Raw genomic sequence first — 21,033 nt, 5'->3', positions numbered from 1 at the left:
GGCTCGCGCCCTACTCGGCCGGGCTCGGCAGGGCCGCGGGCTCCAGCCCGGCGCGGCCGCGCAGCCGCTCCATCAGCAGATAGATCACGGGCGTCGTGTAGAGCGTCAGGAGCTGGCTGAGAATCAGCCCGCCGCAGATGCTGACGCCGAGCGGGATGCGCAGCTCCGCACCGGGCCCCGTCGCCAGCGCCAGCGGCAGCGCCCCGAACAAGGCGGCCAGCGTGGTCATGATGATCGGCCGGAAGCGCAGCACGCTCGCCTGGACGATGGCGTCGTAGGGCGTCATGCCCTGGTGGCGCTCGGCCTCCAGCGCGAAGTCGATCATCAGGATCGCGTTCTTCTTGACGATACCCATGAGGAGGATGATGCCGATCAGCGCCACGAAGGACAGGTCGAGGTCGAACAGGATCAGCGCCAGCAGGGCGCCGACGCCGGCCGACGGCAGCGTCGACAGGATGGTGGCCGGGTGGATGAAGCTCTCGTAGAGCACGCCCAGCACGATGTAGATGGCGACGATGGCGGCCAGGATCAGCCAGGGCTGGCCCTGCAGCGACTTCTCGAACTCCGCAGCATCGCCCGAATAGCTGCCGGTGATGGCGGTCGGCATGCTGAGCCGGCGCTGGGCGGCGGAGATCACCTGCACCGCATCGCTGAGGCTTGCCCCCTGGGCCAAGTTGAAGCTGATGGTGACGGCCGGGAACTGCTCCTCGTGGTTGATCGAGAGCGGCGCACTGGTGCGCTCGATCCGGGCGACGGACAGCAAGGGCACCTGCGCGCCGTCGCGGCCCGGCACGTAGAGGCGCGACAGCGACGACGGGTCGAGACGGAACTGCGGGTCGACCTCCAGCACCACGCGGTACTGGTTGGCCTGGCCGTAGATGGTGGATATCTGGCGCTGGCCGAAGGCGTCGTTCAGCGCGTCCTCGACGGACTGCATGGAGACGCCGAGGCGGCCGGCCTGCTCGCGGTCGACCCGGACCATGACGCCAAGGCCGTTCTCGCGCAGGTCGCTGGTCACGTCCTGCATCGCCGGCGCCTGGCGGATGTCCTGCACCAGCCGCTGCGACCACTCCGACAGCTCGGCCGCGTCGGTGCCGACCAGCGTGTACTGGTACTGCGAGTGGGCCGCACGGGTGGCGATCTGGATGTCCTGGATCGACCGGAAATAGACCTCGACGCCGGGGATGGGCGCGACCAGCCCCTTCAGCCGCTCGATCACCGCGGCGGCCTGCACGCGGCCGGAATCATGCGGCTTCAGCGTGATGCTGAGCTGGCCCGAATTGGGTGTCAGGTTGATGGTGCCGACCCCGATGACCGAGACGACGTTGGCGACGTCGGGGTCCTGGCGGACGGCGTCGGCCACCAGTTGCTGCACCCGCCGCAGCTCGGCGAAGGACACGTCCTGGCCGGCCTCGGTCACCGCCGTGATCGAGCCGGTGTCCTGGGCCGGCAGGAAGCCCTTGGGGATGACGACATAGAGCGCCACGGTCGCCGCCAGTGTGCCGGCCGTCACCAGCATCGTCAGCGCGCGGTGGCGCAGGACGACCACCAGGCTGCGGCGATAGCCCTCGATCAGCCAGTCGATGGCGCGGTCGGCGGCCGCCCCCAGCCGGTTCTCGCCGCCGCCATGGCCGGACTTCAGCAGGCGGCTGCACAGCATCGGCGTCATCGTCAGCGACACCACGGCCGACAGCACCACGGCCAGGGTCAGCGTCAGCGCGAACTCCCGAAACATGCGCCCGACCAAGCCGGTCATGAACAGCAGCGGGATGAACACCGCCACCAGCGAGGCCGTCAGCGAGATGATGGTGAAGCCGATTTCCTTGGCGCCCTTGTAGGCGGCCTCCATCGGGCTCTCGCCCTTCTCCATGTAGCGGACGATGTTCTCGATGATGACGATGGCGTCGTCGACGACGAAGCCGGTGCCGATGGTGAGCGCCATCAGCGACAGGTTGTCGAGGCTGAAGCCGCACAGCCACATGGCCCCGAAGGTGGCGACCAGCGACAGCGGTAGCACGATGGCGGCGATCAGCGTGGCGCGCAGCGTGCGCAGGAACAGCAGGACCACCAGCACCACCAGCCCGACGCAGAGGACGAGCGTGAACTGCACCTCGTGGATCGAGGCGCGGATGGTCTCGGTGCGGTCGGCGACGATCGTCAGCTCGACGCCGGCCGGCAGCATGCCGCGCAGCCGGGTCAGTTCCTGGCGCAGATGCTCGACCGTGGCGACGACATTGGCACCGGGCTGACGGCGGATGTCGATGACGACGGCGGGCTTGCTCTGGTACCAGGCCGCCACCTTCTCGTTCTCGAAGCCGTCGATGAGGGTGGCAACATCGCCCACGCGCACCGGCGCGCCGTTGCGGTAGGCGACGACGACCTCGCGATAGGCGGCCGCCGTCTCGATCTGGTCGTTGGCGGCGATGGTATAGGCCTGCTGGGCGCCGTCGAGCTGGCCTTTCGGCCCCGACTGGTTGGCGCCGACGATGGCGGTGCGCAGGTCGGCCAGGCTGACGCCGTAGGAGGAGAGGCGGGCCAGATCGGCCTGCACCCGCACGGCCGGGCGCACGCTGCCCTGCACGCTGACCGAGCCCACGCCCGACACCTCGGCCAGGCGCTGGGCCATCAGCGTGTCGGCAAGATCGCTCAACGCCCGCAGCGGCTGGGTCTCGGAGGTCAGCGCCACGGTGACGATGGGGGCGTCGGCCGGGTTCACCTTGCTGTAGGTGGGGGGGTAGGGCAGCGTCCGCGGCAGGGTGGACCCGGCGGCATTGATCGCCGACTGCACGTCCTGCGAGGCGCCGTCGATGTCGCGGCCAAGGTCGAACTGCAGGGTGATCTGGCTGATCCCGGCGCCGCTGGTCGAGGTCAGCGCTTGCAGCGAGGGGATCTGGCCAAGCTGGCGTTCCAGCGGTGCCGTGACCAGGGCCGCCATCGTCTCCGGGCTGGCGCCCGGCAGGCGGGTGGTGACCTGTACCGAGGGGAAGTCGACCTGCGGCAGGGCCGACACCGGCAACTGCCAGTATCCCAGCAGCCCCGCCAGCAGCACCGCGATGCCGAGCAGCGAGGTGGCGATCGGCCGGCCGATGAAGGGGGCCGATATGTTCATTGCGCGGGCCGCGGTGCCGACGCTTCGCCCTGCGGCCGCGCACCCTGCTGCCGCTCCCCAGCCGGGCGCTCGCCGGCAGGACGCTCACCGGCAGGACGTTCACCAGCCGGGCGTTCCCCGGCGGGCCGCTCGCCCCGGCCGGCACCGCGACCCTCGCGGTTGGCGCCGGGGCCGCGGCGGCCCTCGCCGGTGGCGGCCGGCGGACCGGAGGTGGGGTTGGGGCCGGGCGCGGACACCTGGACCTTGCTGCCGTTCATCAGGCGCGAGAAGCCGGACGTGACGACCCGTTCGCCGGCCGCCAGCCCTTCGCCGATCACGGCCTGCGTCTCGCTCTGCTGCACCACCGTGACCGGTTTCAGGGCGACGGTGTCGCCCTCTTGCACCAGGTAGACGATGGTGCCGTTGGGCCCGCGCTGGACGGCGGCCGATGGCACGACGACGGCGCCGCGGCGCACGCCCACCTGGAGGCGGATGTTGACGAACTGGCCGGGCCACAGCTTGCGGTCGGCATTGGCGAAGGTGGCCTTCATCTTGATCGTGCCGGTGGTGGGGTCGACCTGGTTGTCGACCACCTCGAGCACGCCGGTGCCCAACACCGTGCGGTTGTCGGGCGCGATCGCCTCGGCCGGGACGGCGCCCGCGGCCATGGCGGCATTCACCTGGTTCAGGAACTGCTGCGGCAGGGTGAAGATGGCGGCGATCGGCTGCACCTGGGTGATGACGACGATGCCGGTCGTGGTCGACTGCCCCACCAGGTTGCCTTCGTCGACCAGGCGCAGGCCGGTGCGCCCGTCGATGGGGGCGGTGATGGTGGCGTAGCTGAGCTGGGTCTTGGCATTGTCGATCGCCGCCTGGTCGGCCCGCAGCAGAGCCTCCAGTTGCTGCACCAGGGCGCGCTGGGTATCGGCCTGCTGCTTGGTCGCATAGTCGGTGCGCGACAGGCGGACATAGCGCTCGAGGTCGAGGCGGGCATTGGTCAGGTTGGCCTGGTCCTGGGCCTTCTTGGCCTCAGCCTGGTCGAGGGCCGCCTTGTAGATGGCGGGGTCGATCTGGGCCAGCAGGTCGCCCTTGCGGACGTCCTGGCCTTCCTTGAAGCCGATCCAGATGAGCTGCCCGTCCACCTGCGGGCGCACGGTGACGGTGTTCATCGGCTGGATGGTGCCGACAGCGTCGAGCCGGATCGGCACGTCGGCGGTGGCGGCCGGCACTGCCAGCACCGGCGTCGGCTGCCCGCCGCCGCCCTGGAAGCCGCCGCGGCCGCCGCGTTGGGAGGTCGCGGGCGGCTGCTGTCCCATCAGGACCCAGGCTATGCCGCCGATGATCGCCCCCAGGACGACAAGCCAGACCAGCCAGCGCACCACCCGCCTCATGGCCGCACCATCGTCGCGGCCACCGGGATCTCCGGCGTTGCCGGCACGGGCACCGCCATGGGATCGAAGCCGCCGCCCAGCGCCTGGTAGAGCCCGACGGCGGCCTGCAGCCGCGACAGGCGGATCTGCGCCAGCGCATCCTGCGCCTGGAACAGGGTCTGCTGGGTGTTCAGCAGGGTCAGAAGGTCGATCGTTCCCTCCCTCAGGCGGGCCTCGGAAATCTCGTAGGCGCGCCGGGCGTTGGCTACCACGGCCTGCTGCAGCCGCTCCTGCTGTCCGGTCTGGTCGATCGCGGCCAGTGCATCCTCTACGTCGCGGAAGGCCGACAGGATCGCCTGGCGATAGTTGGCAAGCTGCTCGCCATAGCGGGCGCGCTGCTGGGCGAGCTGCGCCTGGAGCCGGCCGGCGTCGAAGATCGGCTGGGTCAGGCCGGCCGCCACCGACCAGAACACCGCCCCCGGCTCGAACAGCAGGCGCAGGGCCGTGCTCTGCACGCCGCCGTCGGCGGTGAGCTGGACGCGCGGAAAGAGGCCGGCGCGCGCAACCACGACATCGGCCTCGGCGGCGCCGAGCTGGGCCTCCGACTGGCGGATGTCGGGGCGGCGCTCCAGCAGGTCGGATGGCAGGCCGGCGGCCACGGCCGGGATGGTGACGCCGGACAGGCTGCCGCCGTCGATCGTGATGGCGTCGGGCGTGCGGCCGGTCAGGACGGCTAGCGCGTTGGTGTTCTGGCGGATCTGCTGGCGCAGCGGCGGCACGGCGGCCCGCTGTTGCAGCACCAAGTTCTCCTGCTGGGCGACATCAAGCGCGGTCGCCGTGCCGACGGCGGTGCGGGCGCGGATGGCGTCCAGGCTGCGCTGGGCGATCGCCAGGTTATTCTCGGCCAGGCGCAGGCGGTCCTGGGCGGTCAGGATGGCGAAATAGGTGTTGGCGATGGCCGACGCGATGCCGAGCGACACCGTCTCGCGGTCGAAGCGGCTGGAGGCCGCCGCCCACTGGGCGCCGCGCGCGGACGCGCGGTTCTTGCCCCAGAAGTCGATCTCGTAGCTGGCCGACAGGCTGAGGCTGTACTGGCTGCGATAGGACGCGCTGCCGCCGCTGCCGCCGCCCGAGCGGCTGCGCGACGTGTTGGCCCCGAAATCGACGGTCGGCAGCAGGTTGGCGCCGGCCACCCGCACCAGGGCGTCGGCCTGCTCGATGCGCGCGACGGCGGCGGCGATCTCCAGATTGTCGGCCCGGGCGGCGCTTTGCAGCGCGTTCAACTCCAGCGATTCGAACGAGCGCCACCAGTCGGGTGCGGGCGGCAGGGGCTGGTCGGCGCCGGTGGCCCCCACCCATGCCGCCTGGCTGGGCGTGGTGGCGGGCGGCACCCTGGCATCCAGCCCCGCGCAGCCAGCCAGGATCGGCAGCAGCAGGACGGAATGCAGCAGTGCCGAATGCAGGGCCGGGCGGGGAGCGGTTGGCCGGCTGGCTTGCGTGTGCGTCACCCAGGGGTCTTTCGTTCAGGTCGGCATTGGGCAGGCGGCGGTGGGCTTACGGCTGTGGGCTGGCGGCAGATGGGTCGCCGGTAGAGCGTTGTACGGCGGCGTTGGCGCGATCCTGCGCGGAGATCGGTATTTCCAGCGCCTCGTCGTCGGGCGGGCTGGCCGGCGGCGCCATAACCACCCGATTGCGGCTATCGTTCCCGTTAATAGCCATTCGCGCGTGCCGGGGCCATAACCCGGCGAACGGCTGGTGGTTGACAGCGCCGGCTCTGCCCGACCAAGAACGGGAATGATCTGTCGCCTGCTCGGTCTCGCGTTCCTGGCCGTCATTGCTTTGTCGCCCGGCGCCACGTCGGCGCAGGGGACGACGGTCCTGCGCCTGTCCACCTGGGTGCCACCCGGCCACGAACTCAACCGCACCGTGTTTCCCACCTGGGCACGCTCGGTGGAGCGGGTGACGGACGGCCGCGTGAAGGTGGAGATCCAGCACGACCTTGCCGCCGCCGATCGCCAGTTCGACCTCGTCCGCGATGGCAAGGCCGACATCGGCTATGTCTTCCACGGCTACCACCCCGACCGCTTCCTGCTGCCGCAGCTGGCCGAGCTGCCGGGCACCGGCGCCGACCAAGTGGCGGCATCCGTCGCCTACTGGCGGGTGCATGAGGCGATCCTGGCCAAGGCCGAAGAGCATCGCGGCGTAGCGGTGATCGGCGTCATGCTGCACGGGCAGGGGGTGCTGCACCTGAAGCAGCCCATCACCCAGCTAGCCGACCTGCGCGGCCTGCGGATACGCGTGCCGGGCGGGGTGTCCACGGCCATCACGGCCGCGCTCGGCATCCGGCCGATCTCCCTCGGCCCGCTCCAGGCCTATGCCGCCATGGTCGAAGGCCGGGCGGACGGCGCCTTCTTCCCGATGGAGAGCAAGGAGAGCTTTCGGCTTATGGAGGTGGCGAAACACTCGGTCGAGATGCCGGTCGGCTTCTACGACGGCACCTTCTCGATCGTGATGAATCCAGCAGCCCTCGACCGGCTGGGGGCCGATCGCGCAGCCCTGCTGTCGGTCTCGGGCGAGCGGCTGTCGGCCCTGGCCGGGCGCGGCTGGCGGGCGGCCGATGCCCGGGCCCGCAGCGTGGCGACGGTGGCCGGCAACATCCTGTCGGTGGCCGATGCGGCCATGGAGCTGGAGTTCGAGGACATCTTCGGCCCGATCGAAACCGCCTGGATCATCAAGGCTTCGCGCGAGCGCAAGATCGACGCGCGCGCGGCCCTGGCCGAATATCGCTCGATCGCACGCACGTTCAGTGAATAAAGTGCTGGCAGCGAATAAAGTGCCCTTTGCCGCCGCAAATTTCAGGACGACAGTGATGACCCGCCCGCAACTGATGGGAGCCCTGGACCGCGTCCTGGCCGATGCGACGATTCCCGAGCTGCCGAACCACTACAGCGGCAAGGTGCGCGACAACTACGACCTGCCGGACGGCCGGCGGATCCTGATCGCGACCGACCGCCTCAGCGCCTTCGACCGCATCCTGGCGGTGATCCCCTGCAAGGGCCAGGTGCTGACCCAGACCGCGCGCTTCTGGTTCGAGGCGACGGCCGACATCTGCCCCAACCACGTGCTGGCCTATCCCGACCCCAACGTGGTGATCGGCCAGCGGCTCGACATCCTGCCGGTCGAGGTGGTGATCCGCGACTATCTGGCGGGCACCACCGGCACCTCGATCCTGACGCTCTACAAGGCCGGCCAGCGGGACATGTACGGCGTGCGGCTGCCCGACGGCATGCGTGACAACCAGCGCCTGCCCCGACCCATCGTCACGCCCACCAGCAAGGCCTTCGACGGCGGCCATGACGAGCCGCTGACGCCGGACGAGATCGTCGGCCGCGGCCTGCTGACGGCCGGCCAGTGGCGCCAGCTCACCGACTACGCCTTCGCACTCTTCGCCCGCGGGCAGGAGATGGCGGCCCGCCAGGGCCTGATCCTGGTCGACACCAAGTACGAGTTCGGCACCGACCGCGACGGCCGCATCGTGCTGGCGGACGAGATCCACACGCCCGACAGCAGCCGCTACTGGATGGCCGACAGCTATCCCGCGCGCTTTGCCGCCGGCGACCGGCCCGAGAGCTTCGACAAGGACTTCGTGCGGAGCTGGGTGGCGGCGCGCTGCGACCCCTACACCGACCCGATCCCCGAGATCCCGGCCGAGCTGATCGCCGGCACGGCCGAGGTCTATATCCGCGCCTACGAGATGATCACCGGCCAGGCATTCGCGTTTCCCGCCGAAGACGGCCCGATCCTGGACCGCATCCGGCGGAATCTCGCGGGGTTCTTCTAGGAAGAGCTACTCCGGCTTCACGCCGGCCGTGGTGATGACCTTGGCCCATTTGGCGATTTCGTCGGCCAGGAACTTGCCCGTCGCCTCCGGCGTGCCGCCAACGGCCTCGATGCCGAGCTGGGCGAAGCGCTCCTTGACGTCGGGCAGGGCCAGCGCCTTGGCGGTCTCCTCGGACAGGCGTTGGACGATGGCGGGCGGCGTGCCGGCCGGGGCCAGGAACATGACCCAGGTCGAGGCCTCGATCGCCGGGCCGCCGCTCTCGACGATGGTCGGGATCTCGTCCGCGCCCTGGACCCGCTTGCCCGAGAACATGGCGACGCCGCGCACCTTGCCGCCGCGCACATGCGGCATCATCGAGGACGGCACGTCGACCAGCACCTGGATCTGGCCGGCGATCAGGTCCTGCACCGCCGGTGCCGTGCCCTTGTAGGGGATGTGCAGCATGTCGATGCCGGCGGTCTGCTTCAGCAACTCCGTCGTCAGGTGGGCGGCAGCCCCGATGCCCGACGAGCCGAACGCCACCTTGCCGGGATTCTGCTTTGCATAGGCGATCAGCTCCTTCATGTCCTTGGGCGGGAAGGTGAGGCCGGTCGTCAGGATCAGCGGTGCGATCGCCGGCAGCGAGATCGGCTGGAAGCTCTTCACCGCATCGAACGGCAGCTTGCCGGCATAGAGCGTGGCGTTGGCGGCGTGGGCCGCGATCACCGTCAGGATGCTGTAGCCGTCGGGCGCTGCCACCGCGACGTTCTCGGCGCCGATGATCGAGTTGGCGCCGGGCTTGTTCTCGACGACGATGTTCTGGCCAATCGAGGCCTGGATCTTCTGGGTGACGAGGCGCGTCACCGAATCCGTGATCCCGCCCGGCGTGTAGGGCACCACCCAGCGGATGGTCTTGCTGGGATAGGCCTGGGCTGCGGCCGGTCCGGTGGCGGCAACCGGGCCGGCAGCCGCGAGCAGGGCGGCCGCCAATGCGGCCAGTGCGTGTCTGGTCTTCACCGTTTCCCCTCCTGGTTGGTTATCGTTGGCGCTGATCTAACCCTGTAGCAGGGAGGGGCGCCAGCGCGATGGCCGTCCGGGATCGGGAAGAAGGCGGGGCTGCCCTGGCGGGCGCGCCCCGCCCCGCCTCATGTCATGAGGGTCAGTTCATCAGGCCCTTGCGCTTCATCCAGTCCTGGATCAGCCCGGCGATCTGGTCGGAGTTGGTGTCCATCATCAGCATGTGGCTGTTGCCGGTGACGCCGGCCTTGGGCAGGTCCAGCCATTCGACATCGCCGCCGCGCGCGTTCAGGTCGCGGGCGAAGTTGACCGACGCCGGCTGCTGGCGGGTCCAGACGGCTTCCGTGCCGACATAGTCGCCCCACACGATCAGCATCGGGATGCCCTTCAGCTTGTCCAGCTCGGGCCCGGGCAGCGGCGCGCCGGCGGGCTCGATCGCGATCAGCGCCTTGACCTTGTCGGGTGCGGCCAGGGCCGCGTGGAAGCCGAAATTGCCGGCCTGGCTGTGGACCATCACGACGGACGGGCCGACCTTCTGCACCAGCGCATGGTATGCGGTCTGGGTGATGGCATCGTTGCTGGTCCAGCGCGGCACGAACTGCTTGCCGAACTGGTCGAAGGCCTCGACCGGGAACTTCATGCCCGCATTCATCACGCGCTTGGCCGGGTCGGTCGCATAGGAATCGGGCGGGCCGATGCGGAAGATTTCCCACGCTTCCTTCTTGGTGCGGAAGAAGGGCGGGGTCTTGTAGATCTCCGGATAACGCGCCCAGGAGGCGCGCCCGCGCTCGACCGCGTCGGAGACATAGACCGGGTGGCCGGCCTTGAAGAAGTAGTTCATCCAACCGGGCTTGCCATCGGGCTTGGTCTCCCACGTCGTCCCGGTCAGGCCGCCGCCATGCCACATCAGCAGCGGGTACTTCGAGGCCTGCGGGGCGGGAACGAGGTACTGGACGTACATCTGCTCCACTTCGAAATCGCCGTTCGGATCGACCCGGGTGGGTGCGGCACCTTGGGTGAAGACGCTCTCGGTGACGGGATAGCCGCTGAGGCTGACCTGGCGGCCGCCAACATGGAAGCTGCCGAAGTCCTTCAGTTCCTGGGCGCCGGACGGCGCAGGCGACAGGAGCGTCAGCGCTGCCGGCAAGACGAAAGCAGCCGGCAGTAGGACAGAGCGTATGGTGCGCATGGGGTTTCCCCTCCGATACCGGACGCTTTAGCGCGCCCGGATTCTTGTTGCCCCCGATGCGGACAACCGCGATTGAGGGGACGAATCATATTTTATATAAAATACAGCGCCCGCTGGGTGGCACTGTCAACGGACTGCCACTCCATGAGCCGACCGCTAAAGCATAGATACGTCATTGACGTATAGTGTGGTTCGTACCACATTGGCCGATGGTCGAACGCCTCGTGACCGTTGTCGAAACCGCGCAGTTTCTGCGCAGAGCAAAGGCGGTCGGCTTGGCGGACGCCGAGCGTGCCGAGTTGGTTACGGCTCTTGCATCAGACCCCGCAGCGGGCGTGCCGCTTGGCGGCGGCCTCTACAAAATGAGGTTCGGTCGACCCGGCGGCGGCAAGAGCGGCGGATGGCGGGTATTGCACTTCTATCGCCGCCAGGACCTGCCGGTGTTTCTGCTTTCCGTGTTCGGAAAGAACGAGAAGGCGAACATCTCGACGGCGGAGCGGGCGGCGCTGATTTCCCTTTGCGACCTTATTGCCGAGGCTTACGGGAGACGGGCATGAGCGAGGCTTACGAAAGCATCCGGCAAGGACTGGAGGAGGCGCTCGCCTACGCCAAGGGTGCGCGCGGTGGTTCCGTCACCCACGAGGTGGTCGTGCCGATTCCGGACGTGGCGGCGATCCGTGCCAGGGCGGGATTGTCTCAGACAGCCTTCGCGCGCAGCATCGGCGTGGCCGTGGGCACGCTGCGCGGCTGGGAACAGGGACGCCGGCGACCGGAAGGGCCCGCGCGGGTTCTGCTGGCGCTGATCGAGAAGCGCCCCTCTCTTGTTCAAGAGGAACTTCAAGGGCTCGGATCGTAGATTCAAAAGAAAACGGGGCGCCGCGGAAGCGGCACCCCGTCATGGAAAGCCTGGAACGGTGGGTGGTCAGGCGGCTTCGTAGCCGATGACCGCCTTGATCTCCAGGAACTCGTCGAGGCCGAAATCGGCGTATTCGCGGCCGTTGCCGGACTGCTTGTAGCCGCCGAACGGCGCGCCCAGGTCGCCCATCGGGTAGTTGATGTGGACGTTGCCGGCCCGCATCTTCGCCGCCATGTCGCGCGCCTTGGCGAGGTCGGCCGACTGGATGTAGGCCGCCAGGCCATAGACCGTGTCGTTGGCGAGACGGACGACCTCGTCCTCGCTCTCGTACTTGTGGATGGCCAGCACGGGCCCGAAGATCTCTTCGCGCGAGATCGTCATGTCCGGCGTGACGTTGGCGAAGATGGTCGGCCGCACATAATAGCCGCGGTTCAGGCCCTCGGGCCGGCCGGGGCCGCCGGTGACTAGCGTCGCACCCTCGTCGATGCCGGTCTGGATCAGGCGCTGGATCTTCTCGAACTGGGTCTGGCTGACCACGGGGCCGAGCGAGGTGCCCTCGGTCTGCGGGTGGCCGACCTTGTGCGATTCGGCGACCTTCTTGGCGACGGCCAGGATCTCGTCATGGCGCGCGGCCGGGACGAACATGCGGGTGGGCGCGTTGCAGGACTGGCCGCTGTTGCGGAAGCAGTTGACGATGCCCTTGGTCACCGCCTTCTCGAAATCGACGTCGTCCATCAGGATGTTGGCCGACTTGCCGCCCAGTTCCTGGTGGACGCGCTTGACGGTGTCGGCGGCCGCCTTGGCGACCAGGATGCCGGCCCGGGTCGAGCCGGTGAAGGACACCATGTCGACGTCGGGGTGGGAGGCGATCGCCTGGCCGACCGTCGGACCGTCGCCGTTGACGAGGTTGAACACGCCCTTGGGCACGCCCGCCTCATGCATGACTTCGGCGAAGATGATGCCGTTGATGGGTGCGATCTCGCTCGGCTTCAGGACCATGGTGCAGCCGGCGGCGATGGCGGGCGCTACCTTGCAGGCGATCTGGTTGAGCGGCCAGTTCCACGGCGTGATCATGCCGCACACGCCGATCGGCTCCTTGGCGATCAGGGTGGAGCCGCGCAGTTCGTTGAACTCGTACTGCTCCAGGGTATCGGCCATCTTGGCGATGTGGCGCCAACCGATGGCCGCCTGGGCGTTGGTGGCCAGGTCCATCGGCGCGCCCATCTCCTGCGAGACGGCAGCCGCGATGTCGGGCAGGCGGGTCTTGTAGACCTCGACGATACGGCGCAGCAGCGCGACGCGCTCGGCCTTGCTGGTCTGCGAGAAGGCGGGGAAGGCGGCCTTGGCGGCGGCCACCGCGCGATCGACGTCGGCGGCGCTGCCGACCGAGATCTTCACGAAGGCTTCCTCGCTGGACGGGTCGATGACGTCGATCGTCGCCGGGACGATCGGATCGACCCACTGGCCGTCGATGTAGAACTGCTGCGCGTGCGACATGGGGTGCATCCTCGCGATGGTGTGGCCGAAGAGGGGGGCTCAGGCGGCAGGGGGCGGCGCGGACAAGGGCGCCTCACCGTCCTATATCATGCGATACGACGGGAGCGTCCAGATCGCCTGGGTGGATTTGCCGCGGTCGCCCGATTTTCCGGAACGATCCGGAGGCGCCTACGTTGGGCGGAGCGATGAAGCTCTTCGAATGCCAGAATTGCGGCCAGCCGCTCTATTTCGAGAACACCCGCTGCATGAGCTGCGGGCTGGTCCTGGGCTATCTGCCCGACATCGGCGAGATGTCGGCGCTGGAGTCGGAGGGGGATGACTGGCGGGCGCTGGGTGCGCCCGACCGTCCGTACCGCTTCTGCGCCAACGTGACCCACGGCATCTGCAACTGGCTGGTGCCGGCCGACCAGGATGAGCCGCTGTGCCGGGCCTGCCGCCACAACCGCACCATCCCCGACCTGGCGCCCGCCGGCAACCTCGACCGCTGGCGCCGGCTGGAGTTGGCCAAGCATCGCCTGTTCTACACGCTCCTGGCGCTGGGCCTGCCGCTCGCCAACCGCGTCGACGATCCCGACAACGGCCTGGCGTTCGATTTCCTGGCCGATGCCTCGCCGCAAGGGCCGCGGGTGCTGACGGGGCATGACGACGGGCTCGTCACCATCAACCTGGAAGAAGCCGACGACCACGCGCGCGAGCGCATCCGTACCGAGATGGGAGAGCCCTACCGCACGCTGCTGGGCCATTTCCGGCACGAGGTCGGGCACTGGTTCTGGGACCGGCTGGTGGCGAACGGCCCGCAGCTCGAGGCCTGCCGCGCGCTCTTCGGCGACGACACCCAGGACTATGCCCAGGCGCTGGCCCGCCACTACCAGAACGGCCCGCCGCCCGACTGGCAGGACCGCTTCGTCAGCGCCTATGCCAGCAGCCACCCATGGGAAGACTTCGCCGAGACCTGGGCGCACTACCTCCACATCGTCGACACGCTGGAGACGGCACGCGCCTTCGGCCTGCGCATCCAGCCGCGCATCGAACGCGGGCCCGAGATGGCGGCCCGCATCGACTTCGACCCCAACACCTCGGTCGGGGCAGAGCGCTTGGTCGATGCCTGGCTACCGCTCACCTTCGCGGTCAACAGCCTGAACCGCAGCATGGGGCACCCCGACCTCTACCCCTTCGTCCTGCCGCCGCCGGTGATCGAGAAGCTCGACTTCATCGACCGGCTGGTGCACCCGCCGGCCGGCTGACTGCGTCCGGCGGGTTGCCGGGGCCAGCCAGGACGGTTCAAATGCCGCGATAGCGATTCGCCACGGCCGGGCCTGGAATTTGTCGATGGATGCAGAGGCGACAGCGGCGGCGGCGAGCCCGCGGCAGGCGCAGATCGTGGAGATGGTCGGCACCCGCGGGTTCATCCCGATCGACGAGCTGGCGCGGCATTTCCGGGTGACGGCGCAGACCATCCGCAGCGACGTCAACCGCCTGTGCCGGGACGGCGTGCTGCGCCGCTATCACGGCGGCGTCGGCCCGGTCTCGACCCAGGAGAACGCGACGTTTGCCAAGCGTCGGGTGCAGCGCCACGCCGAGAAGGTGCGGATCGCGGCACTGCTGGCCGAGCACGTCCCCGACCACGCCTCGCTCTTCCTGCATTACGGCACCACCATGCAGGCGGTGGCAGCGGCACTGGCCAAGCATCGCGGCCTGCTGGTCGTCACCAACAACATCGGCGCGGTCGCCACGCTGCGGCCGGCAGAGGGGATGAAGATATTGCTGGTCGGCGGCCAGGTCAGCCCCGACGAGCAATGCACCCAGGGGCAGGAGGCGACCTCCTTCATCGACCGCTTCACGGCCGATTTCGGCCTGATCAGTTGTGGCTCGGTCGGGCCCGACGGCACCCTCTATGAATTCGGCTTCGAGGCGGCCGAGACCGCGCGCGCCATCACCGCCAACGCCCGCCAAGTCTACCTGGCGATCGACGCCCAGAAGTTCGACCGCAAGGGGCTGGTGAAGGTCGGCCACATCTCGGGCATCTCGGCGCTCTTCACCGACCGGCCGCCGCCGCCGGCGATCGCGGCCATCCTGCGCGATCGCGGCATCCCGGTGCATATCGCCCCGGGGCGGTAGGCAGGGTGGTCAGCCGGTAGACCGGGCCGTCAGCCGAAACTGCGGGCGGCCGCCGACAGGTTGCGCAGCTTGGCCACCGCGGTCGCCCGGTCGAGCATGATCAGCCCGCAATCGGGTGCCGCGATCAGGCGCGCAGGCTCGATATGCTCCAGCACGTCGGCGATGCGGGCGCGGATTTCGTCCACCGTCTCGACCCGGGTGCGGGCGATCTCGACGACGCCCAGGATCAGGGTCTTGGAGCGGAAGCGCTCGATCAGCGACAGGTCGTTGCGGCGATGGGCGTCTTCGATCGACACGGCGTCGATCGCCGTTTCTTCCAGGGCGTCCGCCAGGTCGAAATAGGTGCGGCGGTCGGCCTTGGGGAAGTCTTCCAGGTCGAGTGCGGCCGGGTAGCCGCAGCAGATATGCACTGCGCGCCGCGTCGCAGCCGGCACGCCGTGAAAGCAGCGGTCCAGCATCTCGACGCCGAAATCGAGCGCGCGGTCGAGCTGGCGGGCGAAGACCGGCTCGTCCACCTGGATCCAGCGGCAGCCGGCCTCGGCGAGGGCGCGGATCTCGTGATTGAGGGCGTCCGCCAGGTCGGCGGCCAGCCGCCGGTCGTCGTGGTAGTGGGCATCGGCGGTCGAATCGATGATGGTCAGCGGGCCGGGCAGGGTCATCTTGACCGGCCGGTCGGTCGCCGACTGGGCGATGCGCCAGTCGGCGGGCATGCCGGGCGTGCCGGCGGTGACGGGGCCGGTCACGGTCGGCACGGCCGCCAGCCAACTGCCGCCGCGCATCGCCTTGGAGGTGAGCCGGGCGAAGTCGAACCCCGGGAAGCGCCGGCACTGGTGATAGATGTAGTGCTCGCGCCGCACCTCGCCGTCGGTCGGGATGTCGATGCCGGCATCGGCCTGCTCGGCCACCACTTCGCGGGTGCCGCGATCGAGCCGCTCGGCATGCTCGGCATCCTGGTCGGCCAGGACCTGCTCATAGGCCTGGGTCGGGTTCCACTGGCCGGGTGCCAGGCGGCGGCGCACCTCGAACCAGTTGGGGATGCGCACATAGTCCGGCTTGGGATAGGAGCCGATGGTGGTCGTGAGGATGGCCATGGGGGCGCTCTCCGGTCGGGGTGTCAGCCACCGGTCCGCGCGGCCAGCAGCGCGTCGGCCAGTTCGGCGAAGCCTTCGCCGCCGCGGCTCGGGGTGACGTAGGTGGGCTCCGCCTCCATGCGGCCGACGAAATCCAGCACGTTGGCGACGCCGACGGAGTTGGCGAAGAAACCGAACATCGTCGAATCGTTGGGAGAATCGCCGGCAAAGACGAAGGCGTCCGGGTCGGACCGCAGGTCGATGCCCAGCCCGTCCGCCAGGAAGCGCTCGGTCATCGCCAGCTTGCTGAACTCGCCGAACCAGATGTTCACGTGGATGGACGATACGCGGACCGTGGCACCTGCCTCCTCGGCCAGCTCGACGATGCGGTCGAGCTGGGCCCGCGACAGCGGCGCCACGTCCTCGCACCAGTCGATGGCGAGGTCGCTTTCGCGGTAGGCTTGGTCGGATGTGGGCCGAGCCTCTGGAATCTCCTCGGCGATGCGCCGGGCAAGGTCGTCGAGGCGCAGGCGGTCGGCCTGCCTGCGATCCTCGGGGAACCAGTGGCCGCGGGCGATGCGCGGGCCGCCCGGGTCGTAGCGGAACCAGAGCGCGCCGTTCTCGCCGATCACGCCCGCCACCGGCCATTGCCGGGCGATCAGGTCGCACCAGCCGGCGGGGCGGCCGGTTACCGGCACCACGCGGATGCCCGCCTGCGCCAGCCGGTGGATGGCGGCGAAGGCGGCCGGCCGCAGCAGCCCGTCGCTGGTCAGCGTGTCGTCGATGTCGGTCAGGACACAACGCACCCGCGCCAGTGCCGCGGGCGAAAACCGCTCCAGCGGCTGCAGCGAGGGCCGCGTCATGCGCCGGCCGGAACCACGGTCGAGCCGCGCGTCGTGCGCTCCACCAGGAACATCAGCGCCAGCGTCGGCACCAGCAGGAAGAGGCCAAGGGCAGCGGCCTGCTGTGGGTGCAGGTAGTAGCCGCCGACGAACTGGTAGATCTGCACGGGGATCGTCTCGATGTTGGGATAGCCGAGGAGGAGGATCAGCACGAACTCGTTGAGCGACCAGCTGAAGGCGAAGATGCCGCCCGCCATCACGCCCGGCCACACCAGCGGCAGGTAGACCCGGCGCAGGACGTACAAGCGGCCGGCGCCGAGGTTGCGCGCCGCCTCCTCGTATTCCGGCGGGACCATGATGAAGGCGCCGACCATGGCCCGCAGCGCATAGGGAATGGCCATGATCATATGGGCCAGGACGACGCCGGGGACCGAGGCCAGCAGGCCCATCTTGGCGTAGACCGGCAGCAGGCCGATGCCGACGGCGATCGTCGGGAAGGCCAGCGGCACGTTGGAGAATCCCTCGATGAGCTGCACCAGCCGGCCGCTGTCGCGCCGGGTGCGGGCGCCGAAGACGTAGGCGGCCGGAAAGGTGATGGCCAGCGTCGCCACCGTCACGATGGCGGCGATCATGTAGCTGTTCAGCATGGCGTTGACGATGTTGCCGAGGCCGAGCAGCCGCTCGAACCAGCGGGTCCCGAACTCCTGCGGCCACCACCAGTGGGACGGAAACCACTTCGTCGCGAACGCATAGAGGAAGACGACGGCGACAGGTGCCAGGATGAGGAAGGTGACCAGGCCGAGGACGGCCCGGTTCAGCCAGCGTCCGGGATTGCGCTTACGCACGGGCTTTGGCCTGTTGCAGGGCGCGGGTGTAGAACCAGGCGATCACCAGCGCGATTACGATGTAGATGACGGCGGTCGTATAACCGGCCAACCAGTTGCCCTGGTCCTTGGCGTTCACATAGATGAACACCGACAGGAACTGCGGCCAGCTCGCGCCCAGGACGAACGGGATCGCGAAGGCGATGAACAGCGCCAGGAAATTGAGGAGCGCCACCGACAGGATGCCGTAGCCGACCAGCGGCAGGTAGACGCGCCGGATGATGCGTCCGGTCCGGGCACCCAGCGTCCGGGCGGCCTCCTCGTAGGAGGGGTCGATCATCTGCAGCAGCCCGTGGATGATGACGAAGGCGTAAGGGAAGCGCATCCACGACCCGCACACGATGATGCCAATGCCGAGCGGGTCGGAGACCAGGGACGGCGCCTGCTCCACCAGGCCCAGATAGTCGACCAGCAGCTTGTGGACGAGGATGCCGATATAGCCCTTGGGATAGAGCAGCACCCAGAAGACGAAGGCCGTCACCAGATACGGCATGAAGAGCGGGATCTTCACCAGGAACGAGAAGACCATCCCCAGCTCGATGCCGCGGAAGCGCATGAAGAGGGCCAGCGCCAGGCCGAGGCCGGTGGAGACGACCGTCGTGACCGCCGTCACCTTGAAGGTGAACCAGAGCGAGGCGAGGCTCGGCTTCGACGGATCGAAGAAGTCCCGGAAGCCCTGGAGCGTGAACTGGCCGGTCAGCCCCGGGGCCACCGTCGTCAGGCCGACCGAGGACAGGACCGCGATCACCAGCGGCACCAGCACCATGGTGCCCAGGAACAGGGCAAGCGGCGCCACCATGAGGAGGTCGCCGTTGCGGCGGAGGAGTTTGCGAACTGTCACCATGGCGCATCCAAGGGGAAGGTGCGCGCCGCCTGGGTGACGGCGCGCAGCGGTCCCATTTGGTTCAGCGAAGGCTGTTCAGGCGACGGCCGCGTCAGCGCCGGGCGATCCGGTCGACCCACTCGGTCATCATCTGGAACATGTATTCGCCATGGCGCGCGCCGGTGCGGCCGAGGTCGCGCCACTGCCGCAGGTCCTGCACGGGAACCCAGGGCTCGTTGCGTTCCTTGGCCGGCAGCCTGTCCCAGGCTTCGGTGACGACGGGATAGGAGGCCATGATCCGCGGCACCTCCATCTGCGCCTCGACCGACAGGATATAGTCGAGGAACAGCAGGGCGGCCGCCTTGTGCGGGGCGTTGGTCGGGATGGTGAAGCCGTCGCAGGGCGAGAAGATGCCGGGCTCGGGCACGAACACGCCCAGCCGGTCGGGATCGAGCCGGCCGCCGCGCACCTCCTGCGCCATGGTGCCGTCCCAGTTCGGGCAGAAGGTGATCTCCTCGGCCGAGAAGAGCTGGGCGACCGCGTTGTTGCCCTGGGGATAGGTGCCGGGGCGGTACATGTACTGCTCCAGCTCCTTCAGATAGTCCCAAAGCGGCTTCCAGTCGTTCGCCGCCACGTCCTTGTTGAAGGGCTTGAAGGCATACTTCTCGTAGCCGCCGGTGAGCGCGTAGATCAGCATCATCACCCAGGTATGGCCGCTGCCGCCCTTGTTGACGTCGCAGTAGGTGAACTGGCCCTTGTTCTTCTTCGCCCAGTCGAGGACGCCCTCGACGGTCTGCGGCATGTCGGTCTTCTTGAACTTCTTTTTGTCGTAGACGAAGCAGTTCTGGTAGTTCACCTGCGGCACGAAGCAGCCATAGGTCGGCACCATGTCGTGCACGAACCGGCCCAGTTCCGGGCGATAGGCGATGCGCCGGGCGTTGGGCAGCATGTCGAGGATCGGCACCTCCCACACGCCGCCGCCCTGCATCAGGTTCGAGAAGGGCTTGCCCCACAGGAAGATCGCGTCGATCGAACCCTGTTCCTTCTTCTCCTTGACGTCGTTCAGCACCTGCTGCTGGGCCGCGAACCAGTCGCCGTGGCGATAGACCGCCTTGATGCCGTACTTCTTCTCGAACTGGGCGCAGAGCTTGGTGAACATCTCCTTGGCTTCGGCGGAGCCCCAGGCGCTGACCAGCACCTGGCCCTCCTGGCGGGCCAGCTTCTCGACCTCGGGCCAGGACGGGAACCATTTCGGATAGGCCGAGGCCGGGTTCGGGTTCTCGGCCATGGTCAGGTCGGGGCGGAACGCGGCCGCCTGGGCCTCGCGCCCGACATGGCCGAGTGCCGTCAGCGAGAGGGCGGCGGTCCCGGCCGCGCCGATGAAGCCGCGCCGCGCCAGGCCAGGGCGCGCAATGTCCGAATCCGCTCCGCCGTTCTTCGTCTTCGCCATGGTTTCCTCCCGACGGCGGCCGCTTCACCGGGCCGCTTTCCGACACGATGGTAGAAACGGTACGGCGACTTTCGCAAGTGAAATGAATGTTGCATTGCGAAAGGTCGTGGGCGAGGAGCGGAAAAACTCCCGACAGAACGTTCCGGCCCCGACTTTGGGTTTCAAGAATTGACAGGAAGCCGGCCACCCCGCATTTTCATTTGCGAAAAAAGAAGGCTGCTTGGGGAGCGTTCGTCGCATGGGCCATCTCGCATCGATCTTTGCCGGGTCGTCCCGGCCGGCTGCCGCGACGACGATCGTCGCGCATCGCGGCGCGGCCGGCCTGTGGGTGGAGAACAGCCTGTCCGCGTTCCGCCATTCGCTGGCCGCGGGCTATCTGGCGGTCGAGTTCGACGTGCACTTCACCCGCGACCGCGTGCCGGTGGTGATCCACGACCTCACGGTCGATCGCACGACGGACGGCAAGGGTGCGGTGGCCGACATGGACCTGGCCGACCTGCGCCGGCTGCGCCTGACCGGGACCGACGGCGAGCAGGTGCCGACCCTGGCGGAACTGCTGGACGTGCTGCATCCCGCCGGCGCCACCGCCATCGTCGAGATCAAGTTCGCGGCCGATCCCCCCGGACATGACGACCATTGCCGGGCGCTGGCCGATATCCTGGAGCAGGCCGGGATGCGCGAGCGCGTCACCATTTCGGCCTTCGACTGGCGCTCCGTCGTGGCGGTCGCGAAGCTGGGCCGCGGCTTCGACCTGACCGGCGTGCTGCGTGGCCGCGACATCGCCGGGGCGGCGGGGGCCGTCGCGGCGGCCCGCCGGCTGAAGGAGATCGGCGGCGCGCAGCTCGGGCTGGAGTTCGCCGCCATCGATGCCGGGATCGTCGCTGCCTGCGCCGCCGAGGGGGTAGGGCTCGGCGCCTGGACGCCCAACGAGGCGGCCGATCTCGCGCGGATGCGTGAACTTGGTGTCGGCTGGATCATCACCGACCGGCCTGACCGGGCCTGATCGCAC

General features: G+C 68.8%; 18 protein-coding genes. 7 read left to right on the top strand and 11 right to left on the bottom strand.

What is annotated here, in order from left to right:
• Positions 1-10: 10 nt before the first annotated feature.
• Genes STVA_RS19125 through STVA_RS19115 form a run of 3 tightly spaced genes read right to left on the bottom strand, consistent with a single transcriptional unit; the run spans position 11 to position 5,966 of the window.
• The gene (locus STVA_RS19125) at positions 11-3,109 is read right to left on the bottom strand and encodes an efflux RND transporter permease subunit (RefSeq protein ID WP_123693133.1); all 3,099 of its coding nucleotides are present in this window, start codon (positions 3,107-3,109) and stop codon (positions 11-13) included.
• Complete coding sequence (locus STVA_RS19120) at positions 3,106-4,479, bottom strand: efflux RND transporter periplasmic adaptor subunit (RefSeq protein WP_123693135.1); 1,374 nt, start codon at positions 4,477-4,479, stop codon at positions 3,106-3,108. The genes STVA_RS19125 and STVA_RS19120 overlap by 4 nt, the downstream gene beginning before the upstream one ends.
• Positions 4,476-5,966, bottom strand: a complete 1,491-nt coding sequence (locus STVA_RS19115; RefSeq protein ID WP_123693136.1) for an efflux transporter outer membrane subunit — start codon at positions 5,964-5,966, stop codon at positions 4,476-4,478. Before STVA_RS19115 ends, STVA_RS19120 begins: the two co-directional genes overlap by 4 nt.
• Before the next feature lie 286 nt (positions 5,967-6,252).
• Between STVA_RS19115 and STVA_RS19110 the strand changes: the two genes are divergently transcribed.
• Positions 6,253-7,272, top strand: a complete 1,020-nt coding sequence (locus STVA_RS19110) for a TRAP transporter substrate-binding protein (RefSeq protein ID WP_123693138.1) — start codon at positions 6,253-6,255, stop codon at positions 7,270-7,272.
• Between the two features lie 55 nt (positions 7,273-7,327).
• Complete coding sequence (locus tag STVA_RS19105; protein WP_197735682.1) at positions 7,328-8,299, top strand: phosphoribosylaminoimidazolesuccinocarboxamide synthase; 972 nt, start codon at positions 7,328-7,330, stop codon at positions 8,297-8,299.
• A 6-nt stretch (positions 8,300-8,305) separates the two neighbouring features.
• Here the strand turns inward: STVA_RS19105 and STVA_RS19100 are convergent, their stop codons facing one another.
• Complete coding sequence (locus tag STVA_RS19100; protein ID WP_170216618.1) at positions 8,306-9,295, bottom strand: tripartite tricarboxylate transporter substrate binding protein; 990 nt, start codon at positions 9,293-9,295, stop codon at positions 8,306-8,308.
• Between the two features lie 142 nt (positions 9,296-9,437).
• Complete coding sequence (locus STVA_RS19095; RefSeq protein WP_197735681.1) at positions 9,438-10,484, bottom strand: alpha/beta hydrolase; 1,047 nt, start codon at positions 10,482-10,484, stop codon at positions 9,438-9,440.
• A 209-nt stretch (positions 10,485-10,693) separates the two neighbouring features.
• Here STVA_RS19095 and STVA_RS19090 point away from each other — a divergent pair, with 209 nt between their 5' ends.
• Together STVA_RS19090 and STVA_RS19085 are read left to right on the top strand one after the other, a co-directional pair.
• On the top strand, positions 10,694-11,041 hold the full coding sequence (locus STVA_RS19090) for a type II toxin-antitoxin system RelE/ParE family toxin (RefSeq protein ID WP_123693141.1): 348 nt from the start codon (positions 10,694-10,696) through the stop codon (positions 11,039-11,041).
• On the top strand, positions 11,038-11,340 hold the full coding sequence (locus STVA_RS19085) for a helix-turn-helix domain-containing protein (RefSeq protein ID WP_123693144.1): 303 nt from the start codon (positions 11,038-11,040) through the stop codon (positions 11,338-11,340). Before STVA_RS19090 ends, STVA_RS19085 begins: the two co-directional genes overlap by 4 nt.
• A 66-nt stretch (positions 11,341-11,406) precedes the next feature.
• On the opposite strand, the gene STVA_RS19080 is transcribed toward STVA_RS19085, so the two are convergent.
• The gene (locus STVA_RS19080) at positions 11,407-12,837 is read right to left on the bottom strand and encodes an aldehyde dehydrogenase family protein (protein WP_123693146.1); all 1,431 of its coding nucleotides are present in this window, start codon (positions 12,835-12,837) and stop codon (positions 11,407-11,409) included.
• Between the two features lie 185 nt (positions 12,838-13,022).
• On the opposite strand from STVA_RS19080, the gene STVA_RS19075 reads away from it, so the two are divergent.
• Together STVA_RS19075 and STVA_RS19070 are read left to right on the top strand one after the other, a co-directional pair.
• Complete coding sequence (locus STVA_RS19075; RefSeq protein WP_123693148.1) at positions 13,023-14,081, top strand: zinc-binding metallopeptidase family protein; 1,059 nt, start codon at positions 13,023-13,025, stop codon at positions 14,079-14,081.
• A gap of 85 nt (positions 14,082-14,166) precedes the next feature.
• Positions 14,167-14,955 carry a DeoR/GlpR family DNA-binding transcription regulator gene (locus STVA_RS19070; protein WP_123693150.1) on the top strand — a complete coding sequence of 263 codons (789 nt, stop codon included), beginning with the start codon at positions 14,167-14,169 and terminating at the stop codon, positions 14,953-14,955.
• A 29-nt stretch (positions 14,956-14,984) separates the two neighbouring features.
• Here the strand turns inward: STVA_RS19070 and STVA_RS19065 are convergent, their stop codons facing one another.
• From STVA_RS19065 to STVA_RS19045, 5 genes are all read right to left on the bottom strand, one after another.
• Complete coding sequence (locus STVA_RS19065) at positions 14,985-16,046, bottom strand: cobalamin-independent methionine synthase II family protein (RefSeq protein ID WP_123693152.1); 1,062 nt, start codon at positions 16,044-16,046, stop codon at positions 14,985-14,987.
• Positions 16,047-16,069: 23 nt separating this feature from the next.
• Positions 16,070-16,888, bottom strand: coding sequence for an HAD family hydrolase (locus STVA_RS19060; protein ID WP_123693154.1), 819 nt, complete (start codon positions 16,886-16,888; stop codon positions 16,070-16,072).
• On the bottom strand, positions 16,885-17,712 hold the full coding sequence (locus STVA_RS19055) for an ABC transporter permease (protein WP_123693156.1): 828 nt from the start codon (positions 17,710-17,712) through the stop codon (positions 16,885-16,887). Before STVA_RS19055 ends, STVA_RS19060 begins: the two co-directional genes overlap by 4 nt.
• Complete coding sequence (locus STVA_RS19050) at positions 17,705-18,595, bottom strand: ABC transporter permease (RefSeq protein WP_123693158.1); 891 nt, start codon at positions 18,593-18,595, stop codon at positions 17,705-17,707. Before STVA_RS19050 ends, STVA_RS19055 begins: the two co-directional genes overlap by 8 nt.
• Before the next feature lie 91 nt (positions 18,596-18,686).
• The gene (locus tag STVA_RS19045) at positions 18,687-20,024 is read right to left on the bottom strand and encodes an extracellular solute-binding protein (protein ID WP_123693160.1); all 1,338 of its coding nucleotides are present in this window, start codon (positions 20,022-20,024) and stop codon (positions 18,687-18,689) included.
• A gap of 238 nt (positions 20,025-20,262) precedes the next feature.
• On the opposite strand from STVA_RS19045, the gene STVA_RS19040 reads away from it, so the two are divergent.
• Positions 20,263-21,027 carry a glycerophosphodiester phosphodiesterase gene (locus tag STVA_RS19040; protein WP_123693162.1) on the top strand — a complete coding sequence of 255 codons (765 nt, stop codon included), beginning with the start codon at positions 20,263-20,265 and terminating at the stop codon, positions 21,025-21,027.
• Positions 21,028-21,033 lie beyond the last annotated feature (6 nt).

The sequence above is a fragment of the Stella humosa genome (assembly GCF_006738645.1).
Classification (GTDB): domain Bacteria; phylum Pseudomonadota; class Alphaproteobacteria; order ATCC43930; family Allostellaceae; genus Allostella; species Allostella humosa.
This window is presented reverse-complemented; position numbering and strand designations above follow the sequence as displayed.

What these genes read in the sequence shown, in the direction of transcription:
- STVA_RS19125 (WP_123693133.1), bottom strand. Translation starts at nt 3,109, where the DNA reads ATGAACATATCGGCCCCCTTCATCGGCCGGCCGATCGCCACCTCGCTG.
- STVA_RS19120 (WP_123693135.1), bottom strand. Translation starts at nt 4,479, where the DNA reads ATGAGGCGGGTGGTGCGCTGGCTGGTCTGGCTTGTCGTCCTGGGGGCG.
- STVA_RS19110 (WP_123693138.1), top strand. Translation starts at nt 6,253, where the DNA reads ATGATCTGTCGCCTGCTCGGTCTCGCGTTCCTGGCCGTCATTGCTTTG.
- STVA_RS19105 (WP_197735682.1), top strand. Translation starts at nt 7,328, where the DNA reads ATGACCCGCCCGCAACTGATGGGAGCCCTGGACCGCGTCCTGGCCGAT.
- STVA_RS19095 (WP_197735681.1), bottom strand. Translation starts at nt 10,484, where the DNA reads ATGCGCACCATACGCTCTGTCCTACTGCCGGCTGCTTTCGTCTTGCCG.
- STVA_RS19090 (WP_123693141.1), top strand. Translation starts at nt 10,694, where the DNA reads ATGGTCGAACGCCTCGTGACCGTTGTCGAAACCGCGCAGTTTCTGCGC.
- STVA_RS19085 (WP_123693144.1), top strand. Translation starts at nt 11,038, where the DNA reads ATGAGCGAGGCTTACGAAAGCATCCGGCAAGGACTGGAGGAGGCGCTC.
- STVA_RS19080 (WP_123693146.1), bottom strand. Translation starts at nt 12,837, where the DNA reads ATGTCGCACGCGCAGCAGTTCTACATCGACGGCCAGTGGGTCGATCCG.
- STVA_RS19075 (WP_123693148.1), top strand. Translation starts at nt 13,023, where the DNA reads ATGAAGCTCTTCGAATGCCAGAATTGCGGCCAGCCGCTCTATTTCGAG.
- STVA_RS19070 (WP_123693150.1), top strand. Translation starts at nt 14,167, where the DNA reads ATGGATGCAGAGGCGACAGCGGCGGCGGCGAGCCCGCGGCAGGCGCAG.
- STVA_RS19065 (WP_123693152.1), bottom strand. Translation starts at nt 16,046, where the DNA reads ATGGCCATCCTCACGACCACCATCGGCTCCTATCCCAAGCCGGACTAT.
- STVA_RS19060 (WP_123693154.1), bottom strand. Translation starts at nt 16,888, where the DNA reads ATGACGCGGCCCTCGCTGCAGCCGCTGGAGCGGTTTTCGCCCGCGGCA.
- STVA_RS19050 (WP_123693158.1), bottom strand. Translation starts at nt 18,595, where the DNA reads ATGGTGACAGTTCGCAAACTCCTCCGCCGCAACGGCGACCTCCTCATG.
- STVA_RS19045 (WP_123693160.1), bottom strand. Translation starts at nt 20,024, where the DNA reads ATGGCGAAGACGAAGAACGGCGGAGCGGATTCGGACATTGCGCGCCCT.
- STVA_RS19040 (WP_123693162.1), top strand. Translation starts at nt 20,263, where the DNA reads ATGGGCCATCTCGCATCGATCTTTGCCGGGTCGTCCCGGCCGGCTGCC.